The sequence below is a fragment of the Pseudomonas sp. St386 genome, assembly GCF_018325865.1.
Lineage (GTDB): Bacteria > Pseudomonadota > Gammaproteobacteria > Pseudomonadales > Pseudomonadaceae > Aquipseudomonas > Aquipseudomonas brassicacearum.
In genome coordinates, this window is record NZ_AP021900.1 from 3,181,520 (window position 1) to 3,203,768 (window position 22,249).

Consider the following 22,249-nt stretch of genomic DNA (forward strand, 5'->3'; position numbering starts at 1 on the left):
TGCCGCTATGCGGCGGTGGCGTTCGAGATGCCGAGGTACGTTTATGCCCGATGAGACGCTTCACCTGCCTTTGATCCACAGCGTGCTTGCGCGCGAAAAGGACACCCCCGGTGCCTTGCTGCCTATTCTCCATGCCATCCAGGCAGGCTGCGGGTATGTCCCCGACAGCGCCGTCCCGGAGATCGCCCACGCCCTCAACCTCAGCCAGGCTGAAGTGCGCGGGGTCATCAGCTTCTACCACGATTTCCGCACCACGCCGCCGGCGCGCCATACCTTGCGCCTGTGCCGGGCCGAGTCCTGCAAGAGCATGGGCGCCGAGACCCTGGCTGCGCAGTTGCGCGAGCAATTGGCGCTGGACGATCACGGCACCAGCGCCGATGGGAGCATCAGCCTGCGGCCAGTCTATTGCCTGGGTGCCTGCGTCTGCTCGCCGGCCCTGGAGCTGGACGGGGAGTTGCACGCGCGGATCACGCCCGAGCGTCTGCGTCAGTTGGTCAATGACTGCATGGAGGAGGGCGCATGCTGACGCTCTGTATCCCCCGCGATTCGGTAGCCCGTGCCGTGGGCGCGGACAAGGTGGCCGATGCGTTGGCCCTTGAGGCTGAGCGTCGACAGCTGCCGTTGACGGTGTTGCGCACCAGTTCCCGTGGCCTCTATTGGCTGGAACCGCTGGTGGAGCTTGAAAGCGCCGGCGTCCGGCTGGGCTTTGGCCCTGTCACACCGGCCGATGTGCCGGGCTTGCTGGATGCGCTGGCAGGCGATCCCGGCAGCCATCCGCTGGCCCTGGGGCCGGTGGAGGAGATTCCCTATCTCAAGAGCCAGCAGCGCCTGCTGTTCGCGCGCGCCGGCATCACACAACCGCTGTCCCTGGACGACTACCGTGCCCAGGGCGGCTTCCTGGGCCTGGCCCGGTCCATCCAGATGGATGGCGCAGACGTGGTCGCCAGCGTGCTGGATTCCGGCCTGCGCGGTCGGGGCGGTGCGGCGTTCCCGGCGGGCATCAAGTGGCGCACCGTGCGTGATGCCGTGGGGGCGCAGAAGTATGTGGTGTGTAACGCCGATGAGGGCGACTCCGGCACCTTCGCCGACCGCATGCTGATGGAAGGCGACCCCTTCCTGCTGATCGAAGGCATGATCATTGCCGGCATCGCCGTAGGCGCGACGATGGGCTACATCTACGTGCGTTCGGAATACCCGGCCGCCATCAGTACGCTGAACGAAGCGCTGCGCATCGCTCGCGACGCCGGCTATCTGGGCGCGAACGTGAGCGGTAGCGGCCGCGCCTTCGACATCGAGGTTCGTGTCGGAGCCGGCGCCTATATCTGCGGCGAAGAAACCGCACTGCTGGAATCCCTCGAGGGCAAGCGCGGCACGGTTCGCGCCAAACCGCCACTGCCGGCGATTCAAGGCCTGTTCGGGCTGCCGACCCTGGTGCACAACGTGGTGACCCTGGCCTCGGTGCCGATCATCCTGGAGAAGGGCGCGCAGTTCTATCGCGACTTCGGCATGGGCCGCTCCCTGGGCACGATGCCGTTCCAACTGGCCGGTAACGTCCGTCAGGGCGGTCTGGTGGAGCGCGCCTTCGGCCTGAGCCTGCGTGAACTGGTGGAAGGCTACGGCGGCGGTACTGCCAGCGGTCGGCCCCTGAAGGCCGCGCAAGTGGGTGGGCCGTTGGGTGCCTGGGTGCCGCCTGCGCAATTCGATACACCGCTGGACTACGAAGCGTTCGCCGCCATGGGCGCGATGCTTGGCCACGGTGGCGTGGTGGTCGCCGACGACAGCCTGGACATGGCCCAGATGGCCCGGTTCGCCTTGCAGTTCTGCGCTGAGGAGTCCTGCGGCAAGTGCACGCCGTGCCGGATCGGCTCCACCCGTGGGGTGGAAGTGGTGGATCGCTTGATCGCCAGCACCGAAGCCGGTGCTCGCCAGGAACAGGCCCTGCTGTTGCAGGATCTGTGCGACACCCTGCAATACGGTTCGCTCTGTGCCCTCGGCGGGATGACGTCCTACCCTGTCGCCAGTGCCCTCAAGTATTTCCCCGCCGACTTCGGTCTGGCGACCACGGAGGCCGACCAATGATCAACATCTTCGATCCCAGCAGCGATATCGACCTGGGCACCCCGGCGCGCGAAAGCGACGTGCAGGTCAGCCTGACCATCGACGGGCGCGAAATCAGCGTCACCTCCGGCACCTCGGTCATGCGTGCCGCGGCCTTGCTCGGCACCACCATTCCCAAACTCTGCGCCACCGACAGCCTGGAGGCGTTCGGCTCCTGCCGCATGTGCCTGGTGGAGATCGATGGCATGCGCGGCTACCCGGCCTCCTGCACCACCCCGGTAACCGAAGGCATGGTGGTTCGCACGCAAACCTCCAAGCTCGCCACGCTGCGACGCAACGTGATGGAGCTGTACATTTCCGATCACCCGCTGGACTGCCTGACATGCTCGGCCAACGGCAACTGCGAATTGCAGACCGTGGCGGGGCAGGTGGGCCTGCGCGAAGTGCGCTACGGCTACGAAGGCGCCAATCACCTGGATGAAGCCAAGGACGTTTCCAACCCCTATTTCGAGTACGACCCGAGCAAGTGCATCGTCTGCAACCGCTGCGTGCGTGCCTGCGAGGAAATCCAGGGCACCTTCGCCCTGACGATCACCGGACGCGGTTTTGACTCTCGAGTGGCGGCTGCCGGCGGTGACAACTTCCTCGATTCCGAATGCGTGTCCTGCGGCGCCTGCGTGCAGGCATGTCCGACGGCGACCCTGATCGACAAGAGCGTCGTGGAGATCGGCCAGCCGGAGCGCAGCGTCATCACCACTTGCGCCTACTGCGGTGTGGGTTGCTCGTTCCGCGCCGAGATGAAAGGCGAACAACTGGTGCGCATGGTCCCGGACAAGAACGGCCAGGCCAACCACGGCCACTCCTGCGTCAAGGGCCGCTTCGCCTGGGGCTACGCCACGCACCCGGACCGCATCACCAAGCCGATGATCCGCAAGCACATCGACGACCCGTGGCAGGAAGTCAGTTGGGACGAGGCGGTCACTTACGCCGCCAGCGAATTGCGCCGGATCCAGCTCAAGTACGGGCGCGACTCCATCGGCGGCATCACCTCCAGCCGCTGCACCAACGAAGAAACCTACCTGGTGCAGAAACTGGTGCGCACCGCGTTCGGCAACAACAACGTCGACACCTGTGCCCGCGTCTGCCATTCGCCTACCGGTTACGGCCTCAAGCAGACTTTGGGCGAATCCGCTGGTACCCAGAACTTCGACTCGGTGATGAAAGCCGACGTCATCCTGGTGATGGGCGCCAACCCCACTGACGCGCACCCGGTGTTCGGCTCCCAGCTCAAGCGCCGCCTGCGCCAGGGCGCACGGCTGATCGTCATCGATCCACGGCGCATCGACCTGGTGGATTCACCTCACGCCCGTGCCGAGCTGCACCTGCAACTGCGTCCGGGCACCAACGTGGCAATGCTCAACGCGTTGGGCCATGTGATTGCCACCGAAGGCTTGATTGACCAGCCTTTTGTCGAGGCACGCTGCGAGGCGGCGGACTTCGCTCGCTGGCGCGATTTCGTCAGCCTGCCGGAAAACTCCCCCGAGGTCCTGGGCCCGGTGTGTGGCGTGCCTGCCGAGCAGATCCGCGCCGCCGCACGGCTCTACGCCACCGGCGGCAACGCGGCCATCTACTACGGCCTCGGCGTCACCGAGCACAGCCAGGGCAGCACCTCGGTCATGGGCATCGCCAACCTGGCCATGGCCACCGGCAACATCGGTCGCGAAGGTGTCGGGGTTAACCCGCTGCGTGGACAGAACAACGTCCAGGGCTCCTGCGACATGGGTTCGTTTCCCCACGAGCTGCCGGGCTATCGGCATATCTCCAACGAAGCGGTACGCGCCGAGTTCGAGCAGGCGTGGAACGTCACCCTGCAACCCGACCCGGGCCTGCGCATTCCCAACATGTTCGAGGCGGCCCTGGACGGCACCTTCAAGGCGCTCTATTGCCAAGGCGAGGACATCGCCCAGAGCGACCCCAACACCCAGCATGTGACGGCCGCGTTGTCCGCTTTGGAATGCGTGATCGTCCAGGACATCTTCCTCAACGAGACGGCCAAGTTCGCCCACGTGTTCCTGCCGGGCAGCTCGTTCCTTGAGAAGGACGGCACCTTCACCAACGCCGAGCGTCGCATCTCCCGCGTTCGCAAGGTGATGGACCCGCTGGCCGGCAAGGCCGACTGGGAAGCCACCATCGCCCTGGCCGACGCCTTGGGCTACAAGATGCACTACAACCATCCTTCGGAAATCATGGATGAAATCGCCCGCCTGACGCCGACTTTCACCCGCGTCAGCTACGCCGAACTGGATCGTCACGGCAGCCTGCAATGGCCTTGCAACGATGCCGCACCGGACGGTACGCCGACCATGCACATCGATCAGTTCGTGCGCGGTAAAGGGCGCTTCATGCTCACCGGCTACGTGCCCACCGATGAGAAGGTCAACGGCCGCTACCCGCTGCTGCTGACCACCGGACGCATCCTCAGCCAGTACAACGTCGGCGCCCAGACTCGACGCACCGACAACGTGGCCTGGCACGAGGAGGATCGGCTGGAGATTCACCCAACCGACGCCGAGAACCGCGGGATCGTCGACGAAGACTGGGTGGGTATCGGCAGTCGTGCCGGGCAGACGGTGCTGCGTGCGAAGGTGACCGAGCGGGTGGCACCGGGCGTGGTCTACACCACGTTCCATTTCCCTGAGTCGGGCGCCAACGTGATCACCACCGACAACTCCGACTGGGCCACCAACTGCCCGGAATACAAGGTGACGGCGGTCGAGATCGTGCGGGTCAGCCAGCCTTCGGAATGGCAGAAGCGTTACCAGGCGTTCAGTGATGAACAGGGACGCTTGCTCAGGGAACGTCGCCATGCCGAGAAAGCCGAGGTGCGTCGATGAGTTCTGATAGCTTGATCAAGATGGCCAACCAGATCGCCCAGTACTTCGCCACCGAGCCGGATCACACATTGGCGGTGAATGGCGTGCGCCAGCACATCAAGAGCTTCTGGACGCCGGGCATGCGCCGGCAATTGCAGGATTGGCAGCAGATGCATCCGGGGGCTGTCCTGCACCCCCTGGTGCTGGAGGCGCTGACTGAGCCGGAGGGGACGACCTAGCGCGGTTTACTGGCGTCAAGTTATCTGCGTTGCGCTTATCAGGTGGCTGTCCTAATCTCCGAGACAAGGCATTGTGCCAGCAACGACTAGGGGAAAGGGATGTTCACCGAAAACGCACCGGTTCAGGTAGCGAAGGCGTTGCGCGCAGCCTTCAGCACTCGATTCGCATTGGTATGCGGATTGTCACTCTTCATCGTCGGTTGCGCCGTTCCAACAGGGACGGCGCATCTTTTCAAGGTTCAACCTGCTCGTCCCTCGAGCGTCGTCGATAAGCAGTTCGAAGAGGCGGCAGCACTAAAGCTCAAGTGGCAACAAGCCCAGCAGGCCCACGCCGCCCTGGTGAAAAAAGGGGCGACCTCCGCCGACCTCGCTGCTGCCGATGCACAAACGCAGCAAGCAAGAAAAGAATTCCAGGACGCCATCCGCAATTTGAAAGCCGAGCGCCTGCGCATCGATGGCGACATCTTCAGCGCCGATAAAGCTGGCGCTATTCGTAAACCTGACAGCGAGGGCAACGGTGGCGATGTGTTCGCTGTCTATTTGACGGATGCTTACTTTAAGTACCTCAAGGATCTCGGTGGGGTGAACGAAGTCGTGATCGTTGCCGAGTTCACCGAAGTGGGTGGCGAGAATAAAAGCGAAACGGTGACCAAAGTACTCGGGCCTTATCTCGGGGTCGCCGATAACGCCAAGCCGAACCTGCTGAATAAATTGTTGTACGGCCCCAAAAAGCTTGAGTCCGATCACCTGTCGATGAAATTGACTGTCCTGGAATATGACCAGGGCGAGAACGAAGACTCCGCTGCATTTCTCGATTTTATCGGCTCGGCCAGCAAGACATTGTCCCTGGCCAACCCGATAACAGCTGCTGAGCAAGTATTTGCCAAAGAAGTCGCCAAGAGTCTGCTGGCCCTCAACAAAGACGACATTGTGCTGCAGATCGACGTGGATCTGGTGGCTGGCCCCGACGATGAGGCAGTGGAAGATAACGGTTCGGTCTTGGCGCTCAGGCCTGGGAATTATGTGCTGATCAACCAGGAGCGCTGTGCCCCCACCAATTGCTATTTCTATTTGACGAATCGTGGCAATAAAGAGAACCCGCTGGCTTGGCTGGGGGATACGCTGATGCTGGTGCCTACCGCCATGCGGCGCGGTTGGACTGACACGCCAGACGGTACGTCGTTGGAGGACATCCAGGCTGGAGAGATCGAGTACGCCAATCACGGTCTGCAACAACGCGGCAAGAACGAGACGTTCCTGGACAAGACCTGGGTGTCGTTTGCGGTCCGCAAGGGTGGCGATGACGTGCTCTGGGGACGGCGACGTGCGTTGATCGAGGCAGAGAAAGCCGTCCAATACATCAACAGGCAAGAGACGAGTGCGCTGTTGAAGAGTGCCGACTATGAACGTGCGCGGACGGCCCTGGATGCTGCCCAGCAGGCCGAGCAAGAGAGCCGGAGTGGGATAACGTTCGTTTCCCCCCTGGATGCCAAGGGTCGATTCGCGCCTTCAGCCAAGAACGACTCGTTTTGCCTTACCCACGCCAAGCCGGTCAGCAACCCCCAATATTCGTTCTATCAATTGAACGAGGCTGCTGAGCCTACGCCGATCAAGAGCGTGGCTATTGTTCCGGGTAAATCCACCTCCAGCGTGTCGTGCTTCAGTTATCCCGCAAACACTTTGCTTGTTGGCAAGTATCAATTGGTGGTGACCACGCCCGGGAAGATGATCCCGGTGACCCAGACTGCGGCCTTTGAGATGTTGCCATGAGTTGAAGAGGGGAGCGCAAGTGCTTCGATAGGCAACCCTGGCCGGCATCGTCATGGCGAATAGCAAGCCGGCCAGGGTTGTTTACAACTCAGCGAACAGTCAATTGACGGTGACGTACGGGTCCCAAGTGTTGGTCGGGCCAATCTGGTTCAGGTCACGATCCAGCAGAACGAAGTAGATTTTGTACCAGAGCTTTCCTGCGCTCAGCGCCGTCGATTGCCACATGGTGTACATCACATCGGTTTTGGAAATACCGCCGGGAGCAGCCTTGTTCAGATAGGGCACCACACCGGGGATGTTGAAAGAGTTAGGTTTCGAAATGGTGCCCTTGTAATCACCGCCCTGGTGGGGGTCGCCGATCTCGATGTCCTTGATCAATGCGATGCGGTCGAAGTTGCGCGACAGCGTGGTGGCGCGCCAGCGAATGTTGTCACCAGGGTTTACGTCGAACCACAACTCGTTGCCGCCTTCGCCTTCGCCGGCATTGGTGTTGGCATGGCTGTCGACGGCACCGCGGGTCACCAGCATGGCAATCGCGCCGCCTACGTCTTTGGGGTGGGCGAGCAGGTAATCGGCGTCAACGTTGACGAGCACATCAATGGTTTGGGTCGCTCCAGACATGTTGTTGCTCCTTGAGAGTAATGACATTGACGACCGCCCTTGCAAAGGGGTGTCCGGGCCACCCGGTCCCTGGGTGCGGTCTCGAGAGGAACGATAGGTGATGGCCTTGTAGTGTCAAATTTCCAATTCTTGACGCTGGCGAAACGGAGCGAAGCGCAGCACAACCAAGGCTTTGATTTACCTTTGTCGTGGTCGATCTCTTAATGGGTTTTTGGTTGTTTTCTGAGGGCATCAGTGGACAAAGGCGCACAACCGTTGTCGGTGACTGCTTCTGATCCTGCGGAAGATGGGAGCCATTACCGACCGCGGTTCAGTTGTGGGACTGATTCGCCGTCCAGCGCTTCATCTCTTCGGCAATGAAGTGATGCACCAGGTCGCTGTACATCTTCTCGATGGCGTCCGGGCTCAAGCCTTCGGCCTCGGCCCACTTGCGTCGTGTCGCCAGCATGGCCTTGAGACGCTCCGGTGCCTGCACCGAAGTTGCCGATGTCTTGAATTTCGAGGCCGCGAGCACGTATTGATAGCGCTTGCCCAGCAGCGTGATGACCGCCTGGTCGAGGGCATCGATTTCGCGTCGGATGTCCTCCATGTTTGCGCATTGCGAGGGTTGCAACGGGTCCATGCAGTGAGCTCCGCTTGTTGAACAAGACCGGCCCGACGCGAGCCGATCTTCTGATGGAGTTTAGAAGCACCAGTCTTCAGCGCGAACGACACGACAGAAAGCGCCTGCCAGGGTTGCGTTGTGATGGGCGACGATCATTTCTGCCTTCAATTCAGGCGTGTCGGAACAGGTATGACCGTCGGCGATCAGGACCGCGTCGAACCCCAGGTCCCGAGCGGCTCGGCAGGTGCTGTCGATACAATACTGGGTTTTCATACCGGTGATGACCAGGCCTTCAGCAGCGCAAGCCTTTAGCCGCTCTGCCAGGCCTGTCTGGGTGAAGGCGTTGGGGCGATTTTTTTCGAAGATGACTTCATCACCCTCCAACTGCAGTTCCTGCACCAGTTGCGTCAACGGGCTTCCAGGCTCGATGGGCGAGCCAGGCGGGCCTACGTGGCGAACCAGGAAAATCGGTGCGCCAGCCCTCCGGGCCTTGAGCAGCAAGCCATTCAATGTGTCCAGCAACGCTTCGCCGGCCCAGGGCTTATCCGGGCCGTGAAACAACCCAACTTGCATATCGAGAATCAACAGAGCGTGCATGGTGCTTTCCTTGCGTTTGGGCCAGCGACGCAAGGGCAAAAGAAAAGGCCCTTACCATCACTGGCGGGCCTTTGAGATACGTGTGTTATTGGCTCACGACACCTCACGACCCGCCTTGGCGGTCGTGGTTGTGGTGGTCGAGGCAATCTGTGGCAGGTTCATGGTGCTGACAGTAGCTTGCGGCCGTCAGGTTTGGCAAGCGGGTATGTCACCTGCTTGCGAAAGCCGTCGATCGTTCCCACGCTCCTGCGTGGGTACGATCAGGTTGCGGGGCCTGTGGAAGATCGTTCCTCACGCTCCGCGTGGGAATGCCGCCAGGGACGCTCCGCGTTCCGCTTCTGGAGGGTGACGCAGAGCGTCACGGGATGCATTCCCACGCAGAGCGTGGGAACGATCAGATTGCGGGGGCTGTGGAGATCGTTCCTCACGCTCCGCGTGGGAATGCCGCCAGGGACGCTCCGCGTTCCGCTTCTGGAGGGTGACACAGAGCGTCACGGGATGCATGCCCACGCGGAGCGTGGGAACGATCAGATTGCGGGGGCTGTGGAGATCGTTCCTCACGCTCCGCGTGGGAATGCCGCCAGGGACGCTCCGCGTTCCGCTTCTGGAGGGTGACGCAGAGCGTCACGGGATGCATTCCCACGCAGAGCGTGGGAACGATCGGGTCGCGGGGGGCTGTGGAGATCGTTCCTCACGCTCCGCGTGGGAATGCCGCCAGGGACGCTCCGCGTTCCGCTTCTGGAGGGTGACGCAGAGCGTCACAGGATGCATGCCCACGCGGAGCGTGGGAACGATCAGATTGCGGGGGCTGTGGAGATCGTTCCTCACGCTCCGCGTGGGAATGCCGCCAGGGACGCTCCGCGTTCCGCTTCTGGAGGGTGACACAGAGCGTCACGGGATGCATGCCCACGCGGAGCGTGGGAACGATCAATTGTGCCGTCGCCGTCTCAACGGTTTAGCCCTCGAGCCCGCGTTGTTCGATCACGCCAAACACATCCGCCACATCCTGTACCAGGATCCGGGCAACGTTGGTGATGGTGTTGATGTCACTCGATGCCGAATCACGCAGGCTGCTGCACGCCACCAAGGTCAGGTAATCGAGCGTGGCGTGCAGGCGTTCGCTGGCACAGGCGTGGAGTTCGGGGAGTGGGGCGTGGGTGTCGATCAGCAGGACGGGATGGGTGGTGGCGGTTTGGGTCAGGGGGGTGAAGCGTTGATCCAAAGGATTCTGGCGCATAGTTACTAATTTCCTCATATCAAGAAAGATAGCTACTGCAATTCGCTGCGAAACGAACGGGTGGTAGCTGCATGTGGGTTCGCAGACCGAGGATACGAGGAACTCGGCAGACCCGAAGATCTCCCACACACAGCCACCATAAGTGACGTTGAACGCCAAACGCGCCCATTGTTACTTTTATGATGCCTGGTTGCCAGCGTATCTATCGGGCTGCGAAACCCAGCCACCGGCCAAAGCCAGCGACGCCCCAACTATAGAAGTCGATCCCGGCACCCACAACCGACCTGTAGGACGCACGCTTCCCCTGTGGCGAGGGAGCTTGCTCCCGCTCGGCTGCGCAGCAGTCGCAAAACCGGTGCCTGCGGTATACCTGGCGAAATAAGGTGTCTGGTTTGTGGCCGCTTCGCAGCCCAGCGGGGATAAATCCCCTCGCCACAGAGGTAAATTCCTACGAGATTTTCGGACCGATTTTTGCCGCTACCACTGGAGTGCACGACTTTCTGTGGGAGCAAAGCTTGCTCGCGATGCAGGCACCTCGGTTCCCCGGAAGACCGCGTCGTCTTCATCGCGGGCAAGCCTTGCTCCCACAGGAACAGTGCTCCCACAGGAGGCTTGCGGCGAGTATCTTCAGATTTTTCTAGCGACAGCCGCGAAAAAAAGCCCTGACATCCTCCGCCAACAACTTCGGCTGTTCCAACGCGGCAAAGTGACCACCGCGAGGCATGACGGTCCAGCGATCCACGTTAAAGCAGCGCTCCACCCAGCTCCTCGGCGGCATAGGCAGTTCGTTGGGAAACAGCGCAACCCCAACAGGCGGTTTCAGCCGTTCACCGTCGTTGAACAGCAACGGCCGCTTGCCACCTTCCACATACTGGCGAAACGACGAGCCGATGCAGTTCGTCAGCCAATACAGCGTGACATTGGTCAGCAACCACTCTCGGTCGATAGCGGGGCTGTCATCGCACCAGGACAGGATCTTTTCCCCCATCCACGCCAACAGTCCCGCCGGTGAATCATTCAGGCCCACCGCCAGGCTCTGCGGCTTGGTTCGCTGAATGTGCCCATAGGCGCCTTCGGCATCGGCAAAGGCAGCAGCGCGTTGCAGGAAGGCCGTTTCTGCCTCGGTCAGCGCAGGCTCGGTTTCGCCAAGGGGAGGGCGATAGGACCCGGGGATGTAATTGAGATGAATGCCCGTCACCCGCTCGGGAAAGCGCACGCCCAGCCACGTCGACACGCCTGCACCAATGTCCCCGCCCTGGGCGCCAAACCGGTCATAGCCCAACCCGCTCATCAACTCACCCCACAAACCCGCCACTTCATACGGCCCCATGCCGGATTGCTGGAACGGTGCGGAAAAGGTGTAGCCGGGCAGCGACGGCACCACCACATCGAAGGCGTCCGCAGGATCACCGCCATGGCGGGCCGGGTCCGTCAGCAATGGGATGATGCGCTGCATCTCGATGAACGAGCCGGGCCAGCCATGGGTGAGGATCAACGGCATCGGCTTCGGCCCGACGCCACGTTGATGAATGAAATGGACCCTTTGCCCATCGATGTGGGTGACAAATTGCGGCAAGCGATTGAGCACCGTTTCCTGGGCACGCCAATCGAACGTGTTCGACCAATAGGCGAGAAGCTCCCGAAGCACATCCATGTCCATGCCTTCGCTCCAGCCTTGGCCGGCCAGGGGTTCTGGCAGCCTTGCGTTCAGCAGGCGGTGGCGAAGGTCCTCAAGGGCGCTGTCGGGGATGTCGATGGAGAAAGGCTCGATGAGCATGCGTGTTTTCGTCCTGATTACCTAACATCTGAAAATGATATGACATGGGTCGCAAAATCATCTTCTACCGGCCGAAATCCGCAGCGCAGGTAAAAGGCTGCGCCCTCCGGCGTGTCTGTAGACAGGCGCACCGCTTGGAACCGTGACGCTGCGTGTTCCAAGAGATGTTCCACCAAAAACCTGCCCACCTTCAGCCCCCTTGAGGTTCGCGTGACATATACCCTTCGTAACCTACCGACACTCGGGGCGGCATAGGGATCACATGAAAGTCCGCCAACAGCAATCAGTTGCCCGTTGTCGAAGACTCCTAGAAAGCACTCCCCAGGTTGATCGAATCGATTGGACCCGTTTCTCCAATCGATGATCAAGCGAGTAAGAAACCTAAAACCCTCTGTAACAGATTCTGCCTCCAGTTGCAGAATCGCTGGAGGAAGTTCTAGCAGTTGCCGTACCGTCAGTGCTCGTACTGATTCAATCACTGGACATTCCTGTGTTGCTTTTAGTTGCCGGCACGACTTGGGCGCAGCTAGTGTAGCCACGATGGCCGTGCTTGATGCTGGACGAGTGCAGCAGATTAAAAATGGAAATATCTAACGAAGGAGTGGTACATGGCACGCTATTTCAAGAGCCCGGACAGTGATCAAGTTGAAGAAGTGGACGCGTTCCAGGTGTTGGCGATCCTGTTCTTGGGCGTGATCTATCTGTTTTTCGCAGGGCTCTGGCGACACTTGTTGATCTGGCTCGGCATCCTGGCGATCGGGCTTGTGGCGGGGCCGTCATGGATGGCAGGGGCAACGGCGCTACTGCATGTCGTCTACTGTTTCATGATCCGCAAGATTGTTGCGCAGGATTATTTGCGCAAGGGTTGGATTGAAGTCGTTGATCCAAAAGTTGTTGCTGGAAATTGAAGGCAAGCGGCTTTGCAGCTCTACGAGCTCTTTACTGGACCCTGTCCATCCCAATCCTGCTGGACCTGAGAAAACAGCCAATCAACAAAAACCTGCGTCTCAGCCACCGCATCCCCGGACACCCCGTAGTAATAGCGGGCTAACGGCAGGCGCAACGACGGCAGTGGACAGGTCAGGCGCCCGTTGGACAAATCCCTGCCCAGCAGCGAAGCCGGACACAGCGCCACGCCCAGCCCATCGACGGCGGCCTGCAGCACGAGGTGCATGTGATCGAATTGCAGGGTCGGCGAGTTGTTTAATGACTCGATCCCAGCGTGTTCCGCCCAGTCTTGCCAATCGCTGCTGCGCGTCCTGCCCGACAACAAGGTGTGTCGGGCCAGGTCGTGGATGGTTTCCAATGGCACGCTGTGCAGCAACGACGGGGCGGCGACCAGCAGCAGGTCGTCTTCCAGCAGCACCGTGGGCTGTACATGGGGCGACCAGCCGGCGTGCCCGCGGCGGATGACCACGTCGAACGTTTCCCGTGATGGATCGGGAGGTAGGGTGCTGGTGACGATGTCGGGCTTGATGTCCGGGTGAAGCGCCATGAAGTCGGGCAGTCGCGGGATCAGCCAACGCACCGCGAAGGAGGGGCGTACGTTGATGGTCACTTTGCGCTGGGCAGCGTTGCGCGTCAGTGCGGTGGCGGCGTTGGCGATCTGGGTCAGGGCCTCGCTGACCTGTTCGTAGAAAGCCCGGCCGGCCGGTGTGAGCAAGGACTGGCGGGTTCGACGTTCGAACAGCAGCACGCCCAAGCGCTCTTCGAGCAACTTTACGTGGCGGCTGACGGCACTGTGGCTCACGTGCAGTTCTTCGGCGGCGCGGCTGAAACTCTGGTGGCGAGCGGCAGCGGCGAAGGCGCGGACGGCGTTCAACGGGGGGAGGTTGGCGATCATGTGTCTAATTTAGTCACATATGTAGTGCAATTAAAGCGTTTGTCAGCGTCCCGGTGCCACGCCACCCTGAAGTCCACAGCAATTCGCTTTCAATGTGGAGTGATGCATGGCCGGTTACGGACTTTTTCTGATCCTGGCGACCCTGACGGTGCTCAGCCCGGGCCCCGGTGTGGTGCTGACGATTTCCAATGCCTTACGCCATGGCTGGCGAGGTGCGTTGCCGGGGATCTTCGGGATCGCGTCGGGCGCGTTTATCGTGGCGGGTATCTGCGCCAGCAGCTTGGGGTTGATCCTGGCCGCCTCGGCGACGGCCTTCACGCTTTTGAAATACATCGGCGCGCTGTACTTGTTGTACCTGGGCATCAAGATGTGGCGAACCCAACGCTTCGTGCCCGAACTCACGGCCACGTCCACGCGCCCATGGCGGCGATTCGGCGAGGCGCTGTCGATCCAGTTGCTCAACCCCAAGGCCGGGTTTTTCTTCCTCGCCGTGTTCCCCCAGTTCATCAAGCCGGCGGGTGACTACTACAGCCAGTTCTTCTTGCTGGTGTCGTCCTACAGCGTGCTTGTGGTGCTGGTGCATTCCGGTTATGCGCTGATGGCCAATGGCGCCAGGGGCTGGCTCTCCTCAAGCCAGGGCGCCAGGATTGTCGGCAAATTCTCGGGCATCACCTTCCTGGGCTTTGGTGTGTTGATGGCGTCTGCCAGCAAATGATGAGCTTCCTCAACGTCGCCCTGTCCGCGTACTGACATCCACCCACACCGCCAGCACCAGAATGCTGCCTTTGACGATCATCTGCCAGTAGCTGTCGACATCGAGCATGGACATGCCGTTGTCCAGGCTGGTGATCACCAGCGCGCCGAGGAGGGCGCCGTAGACCGTGCCGGAGCCGCCGCGCATGGAGGTGCCGCCGATGAAGCAGGCGGCGATGGCGTCGAGTTCACCCATGTTGCCGGCAGAGGGTGAGCCGGCGGCCAGGCGTGCGGTATTGACCACGCCGGCGAGGGCGCACATCACGCCCATGATGCCGAAGATCCACAGCTTCACCGCCTGTACGTTGATGCCGGACAGGCGCGTGGCTTCCATGTTGCTGCCTACCGAATAGACGCGGCGGCCGAACACGGTCTGGCTGGTGACGTAGCTGAACACCCCCAGCAGGATCAGCAGGAGCAGCACCGGCACCGGGATGCCATCGTAGCTGTTGAGGGTATAGACGAACCCGGCCAGCACCGCGCCGATCACCACCACGCGCAACACGTCACGTACCAGGGAGTGGGCCGCGAGGCCATGGAGCGCGCGGTTGCGTCGCTGTTTCCAGGTCAGGAACAGAGTCAGGGCGAACAGCAGGATGCCGAGCCCGGTCCCGACCGTGTGCGGCAAATAACCCTGGCCAACGTAGACCAGTTCCGGTGACACCGGGGCAATGGTGGTGCCGCCGGTCACCCCCAGCAGGACGCCGCGAAACGCGAGCATGCCACCCAGGCCAACGATGAACGACGGGATACGCAGGTAGGCGGTCATGTAGCCGTTGCCCAAGCCAATCACCAAGCCGCACAGGGCTACCAGGCTCAGGTTCGCCAGCAGCGGAATGTGATAGACCACGTCGAGAATCGCCGCCAGGCCACCGAGCAGCCCAAGCAATGAACCCACCGACAAATCGATCTCGCCGCTGATGATCACCAGCACCATGCCGCAGGCAAGGATCCCGGTGATGGACATCTGCCGCAGCAGGTTGGAGAGGTTGCGCGGGGTCACGAACCCACCCTCGGTCTGCCAACTGAAGAACAGCCAGATCAGCGCCACGGCGATCACCAGCGCGAGCATTTTGTAGCGGGAAAACAGCTGTTTGACCTGATTCATCTACGCGGACTTCCGATCATTATTGTTATGGCCATCGGGATGGCTGAGCGCGGCGGCGAGCACCTGTTCCTGGGTCAGTTCGTGGTTGATGAAGTCGCCGCGCAACTGACCTTCGCCGATCACCAGGACGCGGTCGGAAACCCCCAATACTTCGGCCAGTTCCGAGGACACCATGATGATCGACACGCCTTCGGCCGCCAGCGCGCCCATCAGCTTGTAGATCTCGTACTTGGCGCCGACGTCCACACCCCGGGTCGGTTCATCGAGAATCAGCACGCGGGGTTTGGTCAGGAGCATTTTCGCCAGCACGGCTTTTTGCTGGTTGCCGCCGGAGAGACTGGTGATCGGCAAGAACGGGCTCGCGGTCTTGAGGTGCATGCGCGCGATCTCCTTGTCGATGCTGCCCAGTTCGGCTTCGGCGTCGATGCGCGTCAGTTTCGAATAATTGTCCAGCACCGCCAGGGTGATGTTCTGGCCCACGCCCAGGTCCGGAATGATGCCTTGGCGCTTGCGGTCTTCGGGGACCATGCACAGGCCGGCACGGATCGACTTGAGCGGCGTGCGCGTGTCGATTTGTTGGCCGCCCAGCCAGACTTCACCTTCGTAGCGGCCGGGGTAGGCGCCGAACAGCGCTGACACCAGTTCCGTGCGGCCGGCGCCGACCAGCCCGGCGATGCCGAGGATTTCCCCGCGCTTGAGAACGAATGAAATGTCGTCGACCCGTTTGCGCCTGGGGTTGTCGACGTCGTAGCAGGTGAAGTGGCGCGCCTCGAAAATCACTTCGCCGACGTCATGGGGTTCAGTGGGGTAGAGGTTGCTCATTTCCCGTCCGACCATCTGGGTGATGATCTTCGGGATGCTCATGTCCGCCATGGCGGTGGTGGCGATGTGTTTGCCATCGCGGATCACCGAGATGGTGTCGCAGACGGCGGCCACTTCATCGAGCTTGTGGGAGATGTAGACGCAGGCGACGCCTTTGGCCTTGAGGTCGCGGATGATGTCCAGCAGCACCTCGATTTCCGAACGAGTCAGGGCCGAGGAGGGCTCATCGAGGATCAACAGCCGCGCCTGCTTGTTCAGCGCCTTGGCGATTTCCACCAATTGCTGGTAGCCACCGCCGTACTGCGAAACCGGCAGCGAGACGTTCATGTCCGGCACTTTGAGTTCACGCATCAGGGCTTCGGCGCGGTGGATCATCGCCGGGTAGTTCATGCGCCCGCCGGGCAGCGTGAGTTCGTGGCCCATGAAGATGTTTTCAGCCACCGACAGGTCGGGGACCAGGGTCAGCTCCTGGTGAATGATGACGATCCCGGCGGCTTCGGTTTCGCTGATGGACTGCGCCTTGAGCGGCTGGCCGTCCCAAACAATTTCACCCTCCCAAGTGCCGTAGGGGTAGACCGCCGACAGCACCTTCATCAACGTGGATTTGCCGGCGCCGTTCTCACCGCACAGGCCTACACACTCACCCGGCTTGACCTTGATGTCGATGCCGTTCAGGGCTTTGACACCGCCAAAGGTTTTGACGATGCCGTTCATTTGCAGCAGGTAGTCGGACATGGCAAGGACTCATGAAAAAGGGCTCACACTTCAGCAGTGGGGCAGGCAGCCAAGCCATGTGACCTGTGGGAGCGAGCTTGCTCGCGATAGCGGCGGTTCAGCTTGCATCAATGTTGGATGTGCTGCCGTCATCGCGAGCAAGCTCGCTCCCTCAGGGGGGCTTGATTGCCTGGTCAGATCACTGCCCGGCGATCTGTGCCTTGGTGTAGAACCCGTCCTTTTCCAGCAGGTCGATATTGTCCTTGGTCAACGGCGTGGGGGTAAGCAGGATGGTGTCGACTTTCTTGCTGCCATTGTCGTATTGCGAGCTGAAGGTCGGCTTCTCGTTGCGCGCCAGTTGCACCGAGAGCTTGGCGGCTTCGGAGGCGATCAGTTTCAGCGGCTTGTAGACGGTCATGGTCTGGGTGCCATCGATCACCCGCTTGACCGCTGCCAGGTCAGCGTCCTGGCCCGAGATCGGCACCTTGCCGGCCATTTTCTGGGCGGCCAGGGCTTGGATGGCGCCGCCGGCGGTGGCGTCGTTGGAGGCGACGATGCCATCGATCTTGTTGTTGTTCCGGGTCAGGGCGTTTTCCACGATGCTCAGGGCTTCGGTGGGGTTCCATTCCTTCACCCACTGCTGGCCGACGATCTTGATGTCGCCCTTGTCGATGGCCGGTTGCAGCACCTTCATCTGGCCTTCGCGCAGGACCTTGGCGTTGTTGTCCGTAGGGGCGCCACCGAGCAGGAAGTAATTGCCCTTGGGCGCTGCCTTCAGCACGCCGCTGGCCTGCATCTCGCCGACCTTTTCGTTATCGAAGGAAATGTAGGCGTCGATATCGGCGTTTAGGATCAGTCGGTCGTAGGACACGACCTTGATCCCGGCCTTCTTGGCTTCGGCGACGGCGTTGGTCAGCACGGTGGCGTTGAATGGCACGATGACGATCACATCGACGCCGCGGGAGATCAGGTTTTCGATCTGCGAGATCTGCTTCTGCTCGTTGGCATCGGCCGACTGGACGAAGACCTTGGCGTCGAGTTTTTCCGCCGCCGCGACAAAGTAGTCACGGTCCCGTGACCAGCGTTCCAGGCGCAGGTCATCGATGGAAAAACCGATTTTCGGATGGGCCGCATCGGCCATGACCGGAAGCGAGAGCAGGGCGAGGGCGCCGGCGAGCAGGGTACGTTTGAATGTATTCATGTGGTGCGTCCTTTTATTGTTGTTTGAAAGACACTGCCTGACGATGAGCGTGATACCGGGTAGAACTGTAGAGCGTTGCAGCGCGCCGTGGGCACAGATTTGTCGCGCGAATGTAACAGCCCCTGTGCCCCGACCATTGCCCGTTGTCAGGGGTAGATGAACCGATTGACCACGTTTTCGAGCATCTCTTGTCGACCGCTGACGGCTTGGGGATTCAGCTCGTTGGTGAAGGCATGCTCGGCCAGTGATTCAAGGCTGAAGTCACCGGCCAGTACCGCTTTGCCAAATGGTTGCTGCCAGCCGGCGTAGCGCTGGTCCTTGAACTGTTGCAACTGATCGTTCTGCACCATGGCCGCCGCGCGTTCCAGGGCGAGGGCGAGGACGTCCATGGCGGCGACATGGCCGTGGAACAGATCGATCTCGTCCAGGCTCTGGCGCCGGACCTTGGAATCGAAGTTGAACCCACCATTGCGAAAGCCCCCGGCCTTGAGGATTTCATAGGTGGCCAGGGTCATTTCCTCGACGCTGTTGGGGAACTGGTCGGTGTCCCAGCCGTTCTGCGGGTCGCCACGGTTGGCGTCGATGCTGCCGAAGATGCCCAGGGAGACGGCCGTGGCGATCTCGTGATGGAAGCTGTGCCCGGCCAGGGTCGCGTGGTTGGCTTCGATGTTGACCTTGATCTCGTTTTCCAGGCCGAACTGTTGCAGGAAGCCGAACACCGTGGCGCTGTCGTAATCGTACTGGTGCTTGGTCGGTTCCTGGGGCTTGGGCTCGATCAGCAGGTCGCCCTTGAAGCCGATCTTGTGCTTGTGCTCGACCACCATGCGCATGAAGCGGCCCAACTGTTCGCGCTCGCGCTTCAAGTCGGTGTTGAGCAGGGTTTCGTAACCTTCACGGCCGCCCCACAACACGTAGTTGGAGCCTTTGAGGCGCTGGGTGGCGTTCATGGCGCTGAACACTTGCGCGGCGGCGCAGGCGAATACTTGCGGGTCCGGGTTACTGGCGGCGCCGGCGGCAAAACGCGGGTTGCTGAAGCAGTTGGCGGTGCCCCACAACAGTTTGATCCCGGTCTCTTCCTGATGGCGCTCCAGATGATCGACCATCAGGGCGAAGTGTTCGCGGTACTCTTTGAGCGAACTGCCTTCGGGGGCGACATCGGTGTCGTGGAAGCAGTAGTAGTCGATGCCCAGCTTGGAGAAGAACTCGAAGGCCGCTTCGGCTTTGCCGATGGCCAGTTCCATGGGGTCCCCGGCGTGCTGCCACGGGCGCTTGAACGTGCCGGCGCCGAACACGTCCGATCCCGGCCAGACGAAGGTATGCCAGTAGCAGACCGCCATGCGCAGGTGCTCGCGCATGGGCTTGCCGAGCACCAGTTTGTTGGCGTCATAGTGACGGAAGGCAAGCGGCGAGTCGCTGGCGGGACCCTCGTAGCGAATCTTGTCGACAGCAGGGAAGTACGACATGGGCGAGTTCCTTTTTATTCTTGGCGGTGTCTCGATACTAACGCCGGCCCCGTGGCTGCTGATTATGAAAATCACCAACAGGGCGTTCGATTTTGAGTATTGAGGTTCGTCGCTTGCACGCCTAGTCTGTGTGCATCGGCCCAGGGTTAAACCAATGAAAACCGTCCCGCCCGTTCACCGCATTGCACTGTTGTTCAACGGCAGCAAGATCTACGACCGCGGCATCATCAGCGGCATCGGCAACTACCTGAGCAGCACGCGCGCGTCCTGGGACTTGTTCCTCGAGGAAGATTTTCTCTGTCGCTTGAAAGGGATCGAGCGCTGGCAGGGCGACGGGATCATCGCCGACTTCGACGACCCGCTGATCGGCGAGGCGCTGGCCGGGATCAAGCTGCCGGTGGTGGCGGTGGGCGGCTCTTATCAGGATGAACGCGCCTACCCCAAGGGCATTCCCTATGTCGCCACCGACAATGATGCGTTGATGACGTTGGCCTACGAGCACCTGATCGAGGCCGGGCTAACCCGTTTTGCCTGTTTCAGCCTGCCTGAAGCACAAGCCAATCGCTGGGCCCAGGAACGGGAAAAAGCCTTTCGCCGGCTGGTGCAGCGCGATGGCCTGCACGCCGAGGTCTATCGCGGCATGGGCACCAGCGCACCGCTGTGGGACAGCGCCGTCGAACAACAGATCGCCTGGCTGCAAAGCCTGCCCAAACCCATCGGCATCATCGCCGTCAGCGACGCCCGCGCCCGGCAGTTGCTGCAAGCTTGCCTGACCGCCGGGATCGCCGTGCCCGAGCAGGTGGCGTTGATCGGCATCGACAACGACCCCCTGACCCGCAGCCTGACGCGGGTGCCGCTGAGCTCGGTGATCCAGGGCACCGAAACCATGGGCCGCACCGCCGCACGCCTGCTCCATCAAATGCTGCACGGCATGCCGTCCACCGGCACACAGATTCTGATACCGCCGGATGCGATCAATGTGCAGGTTTCGAGCCTGCATCAACCGTTGGGCAACCCTTATGTCATGCAGGCACTGCTCTTCATCCGCCAATACGCCTGCCAGGGCATCAAGACGGCCCAGGTGGCGGCCTATGTGGGAGTGTCGCGCTCATCGCTGGAATCGCACTTTCGCAAGGAGCGCGGTTGTAGCGTCCACGACGAAATCCTGCGCTTCAAACTGGCCGCCGCCGCCAACGGATTGGAAAACACCAACTCGCCGATTGCCGACATCGCCCAGAATTGCGGCTTCAAATCGGCGCAATACCTGCACACCGTGTTTCGCCGCGAGTTCGGCTGCACCCCTCGGGAGTATCAACAGGGAACTAATGCGGCCACTCACTGACCTCCTGCCGAACCGCTCTTGTGGCGAGGGGGTACACCACCGAGTCTTCCTTGTGGCAAGGTTGCTGGCTTTATCGAATATTTAGGGAAGGATGGAATGACGCTCAGGGTGATGGTGGTCGGCGGGTATGGAAACTTCGGCAGTATCGTTTCCAGGCACCTGGTGGTGATGCCAGGTGTACAGCTAGTGATTTCGGGGCGTGACGCCCAAAAACTGCAGCTCAAAGTCGAGGAGTTGAACGCTCAATCGGGCACGGTGTGTGAAAGTTGGTGCGGCGACGCCATGGCAGCGGGCTTCAAATCCATCCTTGGATTGATGAACATCCAATGGGTCATCCATACCGGTGGCCCATTCCAAGGGCAATCCTATGCCGTGGCCGAGAGTTGCATCGACGCGGGTGTGAACTACTGTGACCTGTCCGATTCCAGAGACTTCGTCACCGGCATTGGCGCACTCGACGCCCGGGCAAAACAAGCAGGCGTGGCGATCCTCAGTGGTTGCAGCTCAGTGCCGACGCTCTCGGCCGCACTCATTGATCAGCAGCGGCATCGCTTTAAACGTATCGACACGATCGAACATGGTATTTCCTCTTCGGCCAAGATGCCGGGGTTGTCCACCGTCGAAGGCGTTCTGGCCTATGCAGGCAAGCCGATCAAGCAACTCAGGAATGGCCGAGTGCATGAGGTCCTGGGATGGCAGGATCTGACACTTCGCAGAATGCGCCATATGGGAACCCGGGTATTGGCCAATGTCGACGTGCCGGACATGGATATCTTCGCCAGCCGCTACGGTGCCCAGACCCTGACCTTCAAGGCCGGCTCAGGCTTGAAGCTCGGCGGCATTGCCAATTATCTGCTGGCCCAGGCAATGAGGATGGGGGTGGTGCGTGACCATGTTACTTGGGCCGCCAGGCTTCATCGGTGGGGGCTCTGGTTCGAACGATTTGGCGATGGCAAAAGCGCAATGTACATCGACGTCCATGGCATGGGGGCCAATGGCGAACCGTTGTCGATGAACGTGCAGCTCACCGCCATGAACGACAAGGGCCCGGAGATTCCCAGCTGTGCAGCCGTTGCCTTGGCGGCAAAAGTCGCCCAAGGGTATCTGCCCGAATCCGGTGCTCGGGCCTGCGTGGGTGAAATCACCGTTGACGAATACATGGCTGCCATCAACGACCCCGAAAACTTGAGCCTGTCCGTTCACTTCTCTGACGAGCAGGGCTGACAG

Annotated in this window: 20 protein-coding genes; 9 read left to right on the top strand and 11 right to left on the bottom strand. The window is 61.1% G+C overall.

What is annotated here, in order from left to right:
* Positions 1-43 precede the first annotated feature (43 nt).
* The 5 genes from KI235_RS13975 to KI235_RS13995 all read left to right on the top strand — a co-directional run bounded on the left by KI235_RS13975 (position 44) and on the right by KI235_RS13995 (position 6,940).
* Positions 44-526 (top strand): formate dehydrogenase subunit gamma, encoded by a 483-nt coding sequence (locus KI235_RS13975; protein ID WP_003201284.1) that lies wholly within the window; start codon positions 44-46, stop codon positions 524-526.
* Positions 520-2,079 (top strand): formate dehydrogenase beta subunit, encoded by a 1,560-nt coding sequence (locus tag KI235_RS13980; protein WP_003201286.1) that lies wholly within the window; start codon positions 520-522, stop codon positions 2,077-2,079. The genes KI235_RS13975 and KI235_RS13980 overlap by 7 nt, the downstream gene beginning before the upstream one ends.
* The gene (fdhF, locus tag KI235_RS13985) at positions 2,076-4,952 is read left to right on the top strand and encodes a formate dehydrogenase subunit alpha (protein ID WP_003201288.1); all 2,877 of its coding nucleotides are present in this window, start codon (positions 2,076-2,078) and stop codon (positions 4,950-4,952) included. Before KI235_RS13980 ends, fdhF begins: the two co-directional genes overlap by 4 nt.
* A complete protein-coding gene (locus tag KI235_RS13990) occupies positions 4,949-5,170 on the top strand; it encodes a formate dehydrogenase subunit delta (protein WP_003201292.1) in 222 nt (73 codons plus the stop codon). The genes fdhF and KI235_RS13990 overlap by 4 nt, the downstream gene beginning before the upstream one ends.
* A 99-nt stretch (positions 5,171-5,269) precedes the next feature.
* A complete protein-coding gene (locus KI235_RS13995; protein WP_212795823.1) occupies positions 5,270-6,940 on the top strand; it encodes a hypothetical protein in 1,671 nt (556 codons plus the stop codon).
* Between the two features lie 99 nt (positions 6,941-7,039).
* Here the strand turns inward: KI235_RS13995 and KI235_RS14000 are convergent, their stop codons facing one another.
* The 6 genes from KI235_RS14000 to KI235_RS14030 all read right to left on the bottom strand — a co-directional run bounded on the left by KI235_RS14000 (position 7,040) and on the right by KI235_RS14030 (position 12,255).
* Positions 7,040-7,561 carry an AidA/PixA family protein gene (locus KI235_RS14000; protein ID WP_003201296.1) on the bottom strand — a complete coding sequence of 174 codons (522 nt, stop codon included), beginning with the start codon at positions 7,559-7,561 and terminating at the stop codon, positions 7,040-7,042.
* Positions 7,562-7,871: 310 nt separating this feature from the next.
* On the bottom strand, positions 7,872-8,183 hold the full coding sequence (locus KI235_RS14005) for an isochorismate lyase (protein ID WP_003201298.1): 312 nt from the start codon (positions 8,181-8,183) through the stop codon (positions 7,872-7,874).
* 60 nt (positions 8,184-8,243) lie between these two features.
* On the bottom strand, positions 8,244-8,762 hold the full coding sequence (locus KI235_RS14010) for an isochorismatase family protein (RefSeq protein WP_003201300.1): 519 nt from the start codon (positions 8,760-8,762) through the stop codon (positions 8,244-8,246).
* 955 nt (positions 8,763-9,717) lie between these two features.
* Positions 9,718-9,999 (bottom strand): hypothetical protein, encoded by a 282-nt coding sequence (locus KI235_RS14015; protein ID WP_013693209.1) that lies wholly within the window; start codon positions 9,997-9,999, stop codon positions 9,718-9,720.
* A 637-nt stretch (positions 10,000-10,636) separates the two neighbouring features.
* On the bottom strand, positions 10,637-11,776 hold the full coding sequence (locus KI235_RS14025) for an epoxide hydrolase family protein (protein WP_212795824.1): 1,140 nt from the start codon (positions 11,774-11,776) through the stop codon (positions 10,637-10,639).
* Between the two features lie 17 nt (positions 11,777-11,793).
* Positions 11,794-12,255 (bottom strand): GNAT family N-acetyltransferase, encoded by a 462-nt coding sequence (locus KI235_RS14030; protein ID WP_013693213.1) that lies wholly within the window; start codon positions 12,253-12,255, stop codon positions 11,794-11,796.
* A gap of 129 nt (positions 12,256-12,384) precedes the next feature.
* Here KI235_RS14030 and KI235_RS14035 point away from each other — a divergent pair, with 129 nt between their 5' ends.
* A complete protein-coding gene (locus KI235_RS14035; RefSeq protein WP_003201306.1) occupies positions 12,385-12,684 on the top strand; it encodes a DUF2628 domain-containing protein in 300 nt (99 codons plus the stop codon).
* Positions 12,685-12,704: 20 nt separating this feature from the next.
* Here the strand turns inward: KI235_RS14035 and gcvA are convergent, their stop codons facing one another.
* Positions 12,705-13,619, bottom strand: a complete 915-nt coding sequence (gcvA, locus tag KI235_RS14040) for a transcriptional regulator GcvA (protein ID WP_003201308.1) — start codon at positions 13,617-13,619, stop codon at positions 12,705-12,707.
* A 106-nt stretch (positions 13,620-13,725) separates the two neighbouring features.
* Between gcvA and KI235_RS14045 the strand changes: the two genes are divergently transcribed.
* A complete protein-coding gene (locus KI235_RS14045; RefSeq protein ID WP_028237233.1) occupies positions 13,726-14,334 on the top strand; it encodes a LysE family translocator in 609 nt (202 codons plus the stop codon).
* Positions 14,335-14,343: 9 nt separating this feature from the next.
* Here the strand turns inward: KI235_RS14045 and KI235_RS14050 are convergent, their stop codons facing one another.
* The 4 genes from KI235_RS14050 to xylA form a co-directional block, all read right to left on the bottom strand.
* Positions 14,344-15,480, bottom strand: a complete 1,137-nt coding sequence (locus tag KI235_RS14050) for a sugar ABC transporter permease (RefSeq protein WP_003201312.1) — start codon at positions 15,478-15,480, stop codon at positions 14,344-14,346.
* Entirely contained in the window at positions 15,481-17,037 is a 1,557-nt protein-coding gene (xylG, locus tag KI235_RS14055) for a D-xylose ABC transporter ATP-binding protein (protein ID WP_060613825.1), read from the bottom strand. It lies immediately after the preceding gene.
* A 178-nt stretch (positions 17,038-17,215) separates the two neighbouring features.
* Positions 17,216-18,217 (bottom strand): D-xylose ABC transporter substrate-binding protein, encoded by a 1,002-nt coding sequence (xylF, locus tag KI235_RS14060; protein ID WP_013693217.1) that lies wholly within the window; start codon positions 18,215-18,217, stop codon positions 17,216-17,218.
* A gap of 146 nt (positions 18,218-18,363) precedes the next feature.
* Positions 18,364-19,680 carry a xylose isomerase gene (gene xylA, locus KI235_RS14065; protein ID WP_003201318.1) on the bottom strand — a complete coding sequence of 439 codons (1,317 nt, stop codon included), beginning with the start codon at positions 19,678-19,680 and terminating at the stop codon, positions 18,364-18,366.
* A gap of 154 nt (positions 19,681-19,834) precedes the next feature.
* Here xylA and KI235_RS14070 point away from each other — a divergent pair, with 154 nt between their 5' ends.
* Positions 19,835-21,022, top strand: coding sequence for a XylR family transcriptional regulator (locus tag KI235_RS14070; protein ID WP_003201321.1), 1,188 nt, complete (start codon positions 19,835-19,837; stop codon positions 21,020-21,022).
* A gap of 96 nt (positions 21,023-21,118) precedes the next feature.
* Positions 21,119-22,246 carry a saccharopine dehydrogenase gene (locus KI235_RS14075; protein ID WP_028237231.1) on the top strand — a complete coding sequence of 376 codons (1,128 nt, stop codon included), beginning with the start codon at positions 21,119-21,121 and terminating at the stop codon, positions 22,244-22,246.
* Positions 22,247-22,249 lie beyond the last annotated feature (3 nt).

Excerpts from the sequence above, each read along its gene's own strand:
- KI235_RS13975 (WP_003201284.1), top strand. The coding sequence starts at position 44 with ATGCCCGATGAGACGCTTCACCTGCCTTTGATCCACAGCGTGCTTGCG.
- KI235_RS13980 (WP_003201286.1), top strand. The coding sequence starts at position 520 with ATGCTGACGCTCTGTATCCCCCGCGATTCGGTAGCCCGTGCCGTGGGC.
- fdhF (WP_003201288.1), top strand. The coding sequence starts at position 2,076 with ATGATCAACATCTTCGATCCCAGCAGCGATATCGACCTGGGCACCCCG.
- KI235_RS13990 (WP_003201292.1), top strand. The coding sequence starts at position 4,949 with ATGAGTTCTGATAGCTTGATCAAGATGGCCAACCAGATCGCCCAGTAC.
- KI235_RS13995 (WP_212795823.1), top strand. The coding sequence starts at position 5,270 with ATGTTCACCGAAAACGCACCGGTTCAGGTAGCGAAGGCGTTGCGCGCA.
- KI235_RS14000 (WP_003201296.1), bottom strand. The coding sequence starts at position 7,561 with ATGTCTGGAGCGACCCAAACCATTGATGTGCTCGTCAACGTTGACGCC.
- KI235_RS14005 (WP_003201298.1), bottom strand. The coding sequence starts at position 8,183 with ATGGACCCGTTGCAACCCTCGCAATGCGCAAACATGGAGGACATCCGA.
- KI235_RS14010 (WP_003201300.1), bottom strand. The coding sequence starts at position 8,762 with ATGCACGCTCTGTTGATTCTCGATATGCAAGTTGGGTTGTTTCACGGC.
- KI235_RS14015 (WP_013693209.1), bottom strand. The coding sequence starts at position 9,999 with ATGCGCCAGAATCCTTTGGATCAACGCTTCACCCCCCTGACCCAAACC.
- KI235_RS14025 (WP_212795824.1), bottom strand. The coding sequence starts at position 11,776 with ATGCTCATCGAGCCTTTCTCCATCGACATCCCCGACAGCGCCCTTGAG.
- KI235_RS14035 (WP_003201306.1), top strand. The coding sequence starts at position 12,385 with ATGGCACGCTATTTCAAGAGCCCGGACAGTGATCAAGTTGAAGAAGTG.
- gcvA (WP_003201308.1), bottom strand. The coding sequence starts at position 13,619 with ATGATCGCCAACCTCCCCCCGTTGAACGCCGTCCGCGCCTTCGCCGCT.
- KI235_RS14045 (WP_028237233.1), top strand. The coding sequence starts at position 13,726 with ATGGCCGGTTACGGACTTTTTCTGATCCTGGCGACCCTGACGGTGCTC.
- KI235_RS14050 (WP_003201312.1), bottom strand. The coding sequence starts at position 15,480 with ATGAATCAGGTCAAACAGCTGTTTTCCCGCTACAAAATGCTCGCGCTG.
- xylG (WP_060613825.1), bottom strand. The coding sequence starts at position 17,037 with ATGTCCGACTACCTGCTGCAAATGAACGGCATCGTCAAAACCTTTGGC.
- xylF (WP_013693217.1), bottom strand. The coding sequence starts at position 18,217 with ATGAATACATTCAAACGTACCCTGCTCGCCGGCGCCCTCGCCCTGCTC.
- xylA (WP_003201318.1), bottom strand. The coding sequence starts at position 19,680 with ATGTCGTACTTCCCTGCTGTCGACAAGATTCGCTACGAGGGTCCCGCC.
- KI235_RS14070 (WP_003201321.1), top strand. The coding sequence starts at position 19,835 with ATGAAAACCGTCCCGCCCGTTCACCGCATTGCACTGTTGTTCAACGGC.
- KI235_RS14075 (WP_028237231.1), top strand. The coding sequence starts at position 21,119 with ATGACGCTCAGGGTGATGGTGGTCGGCGGGTATGGAAACTTCGGCAGT.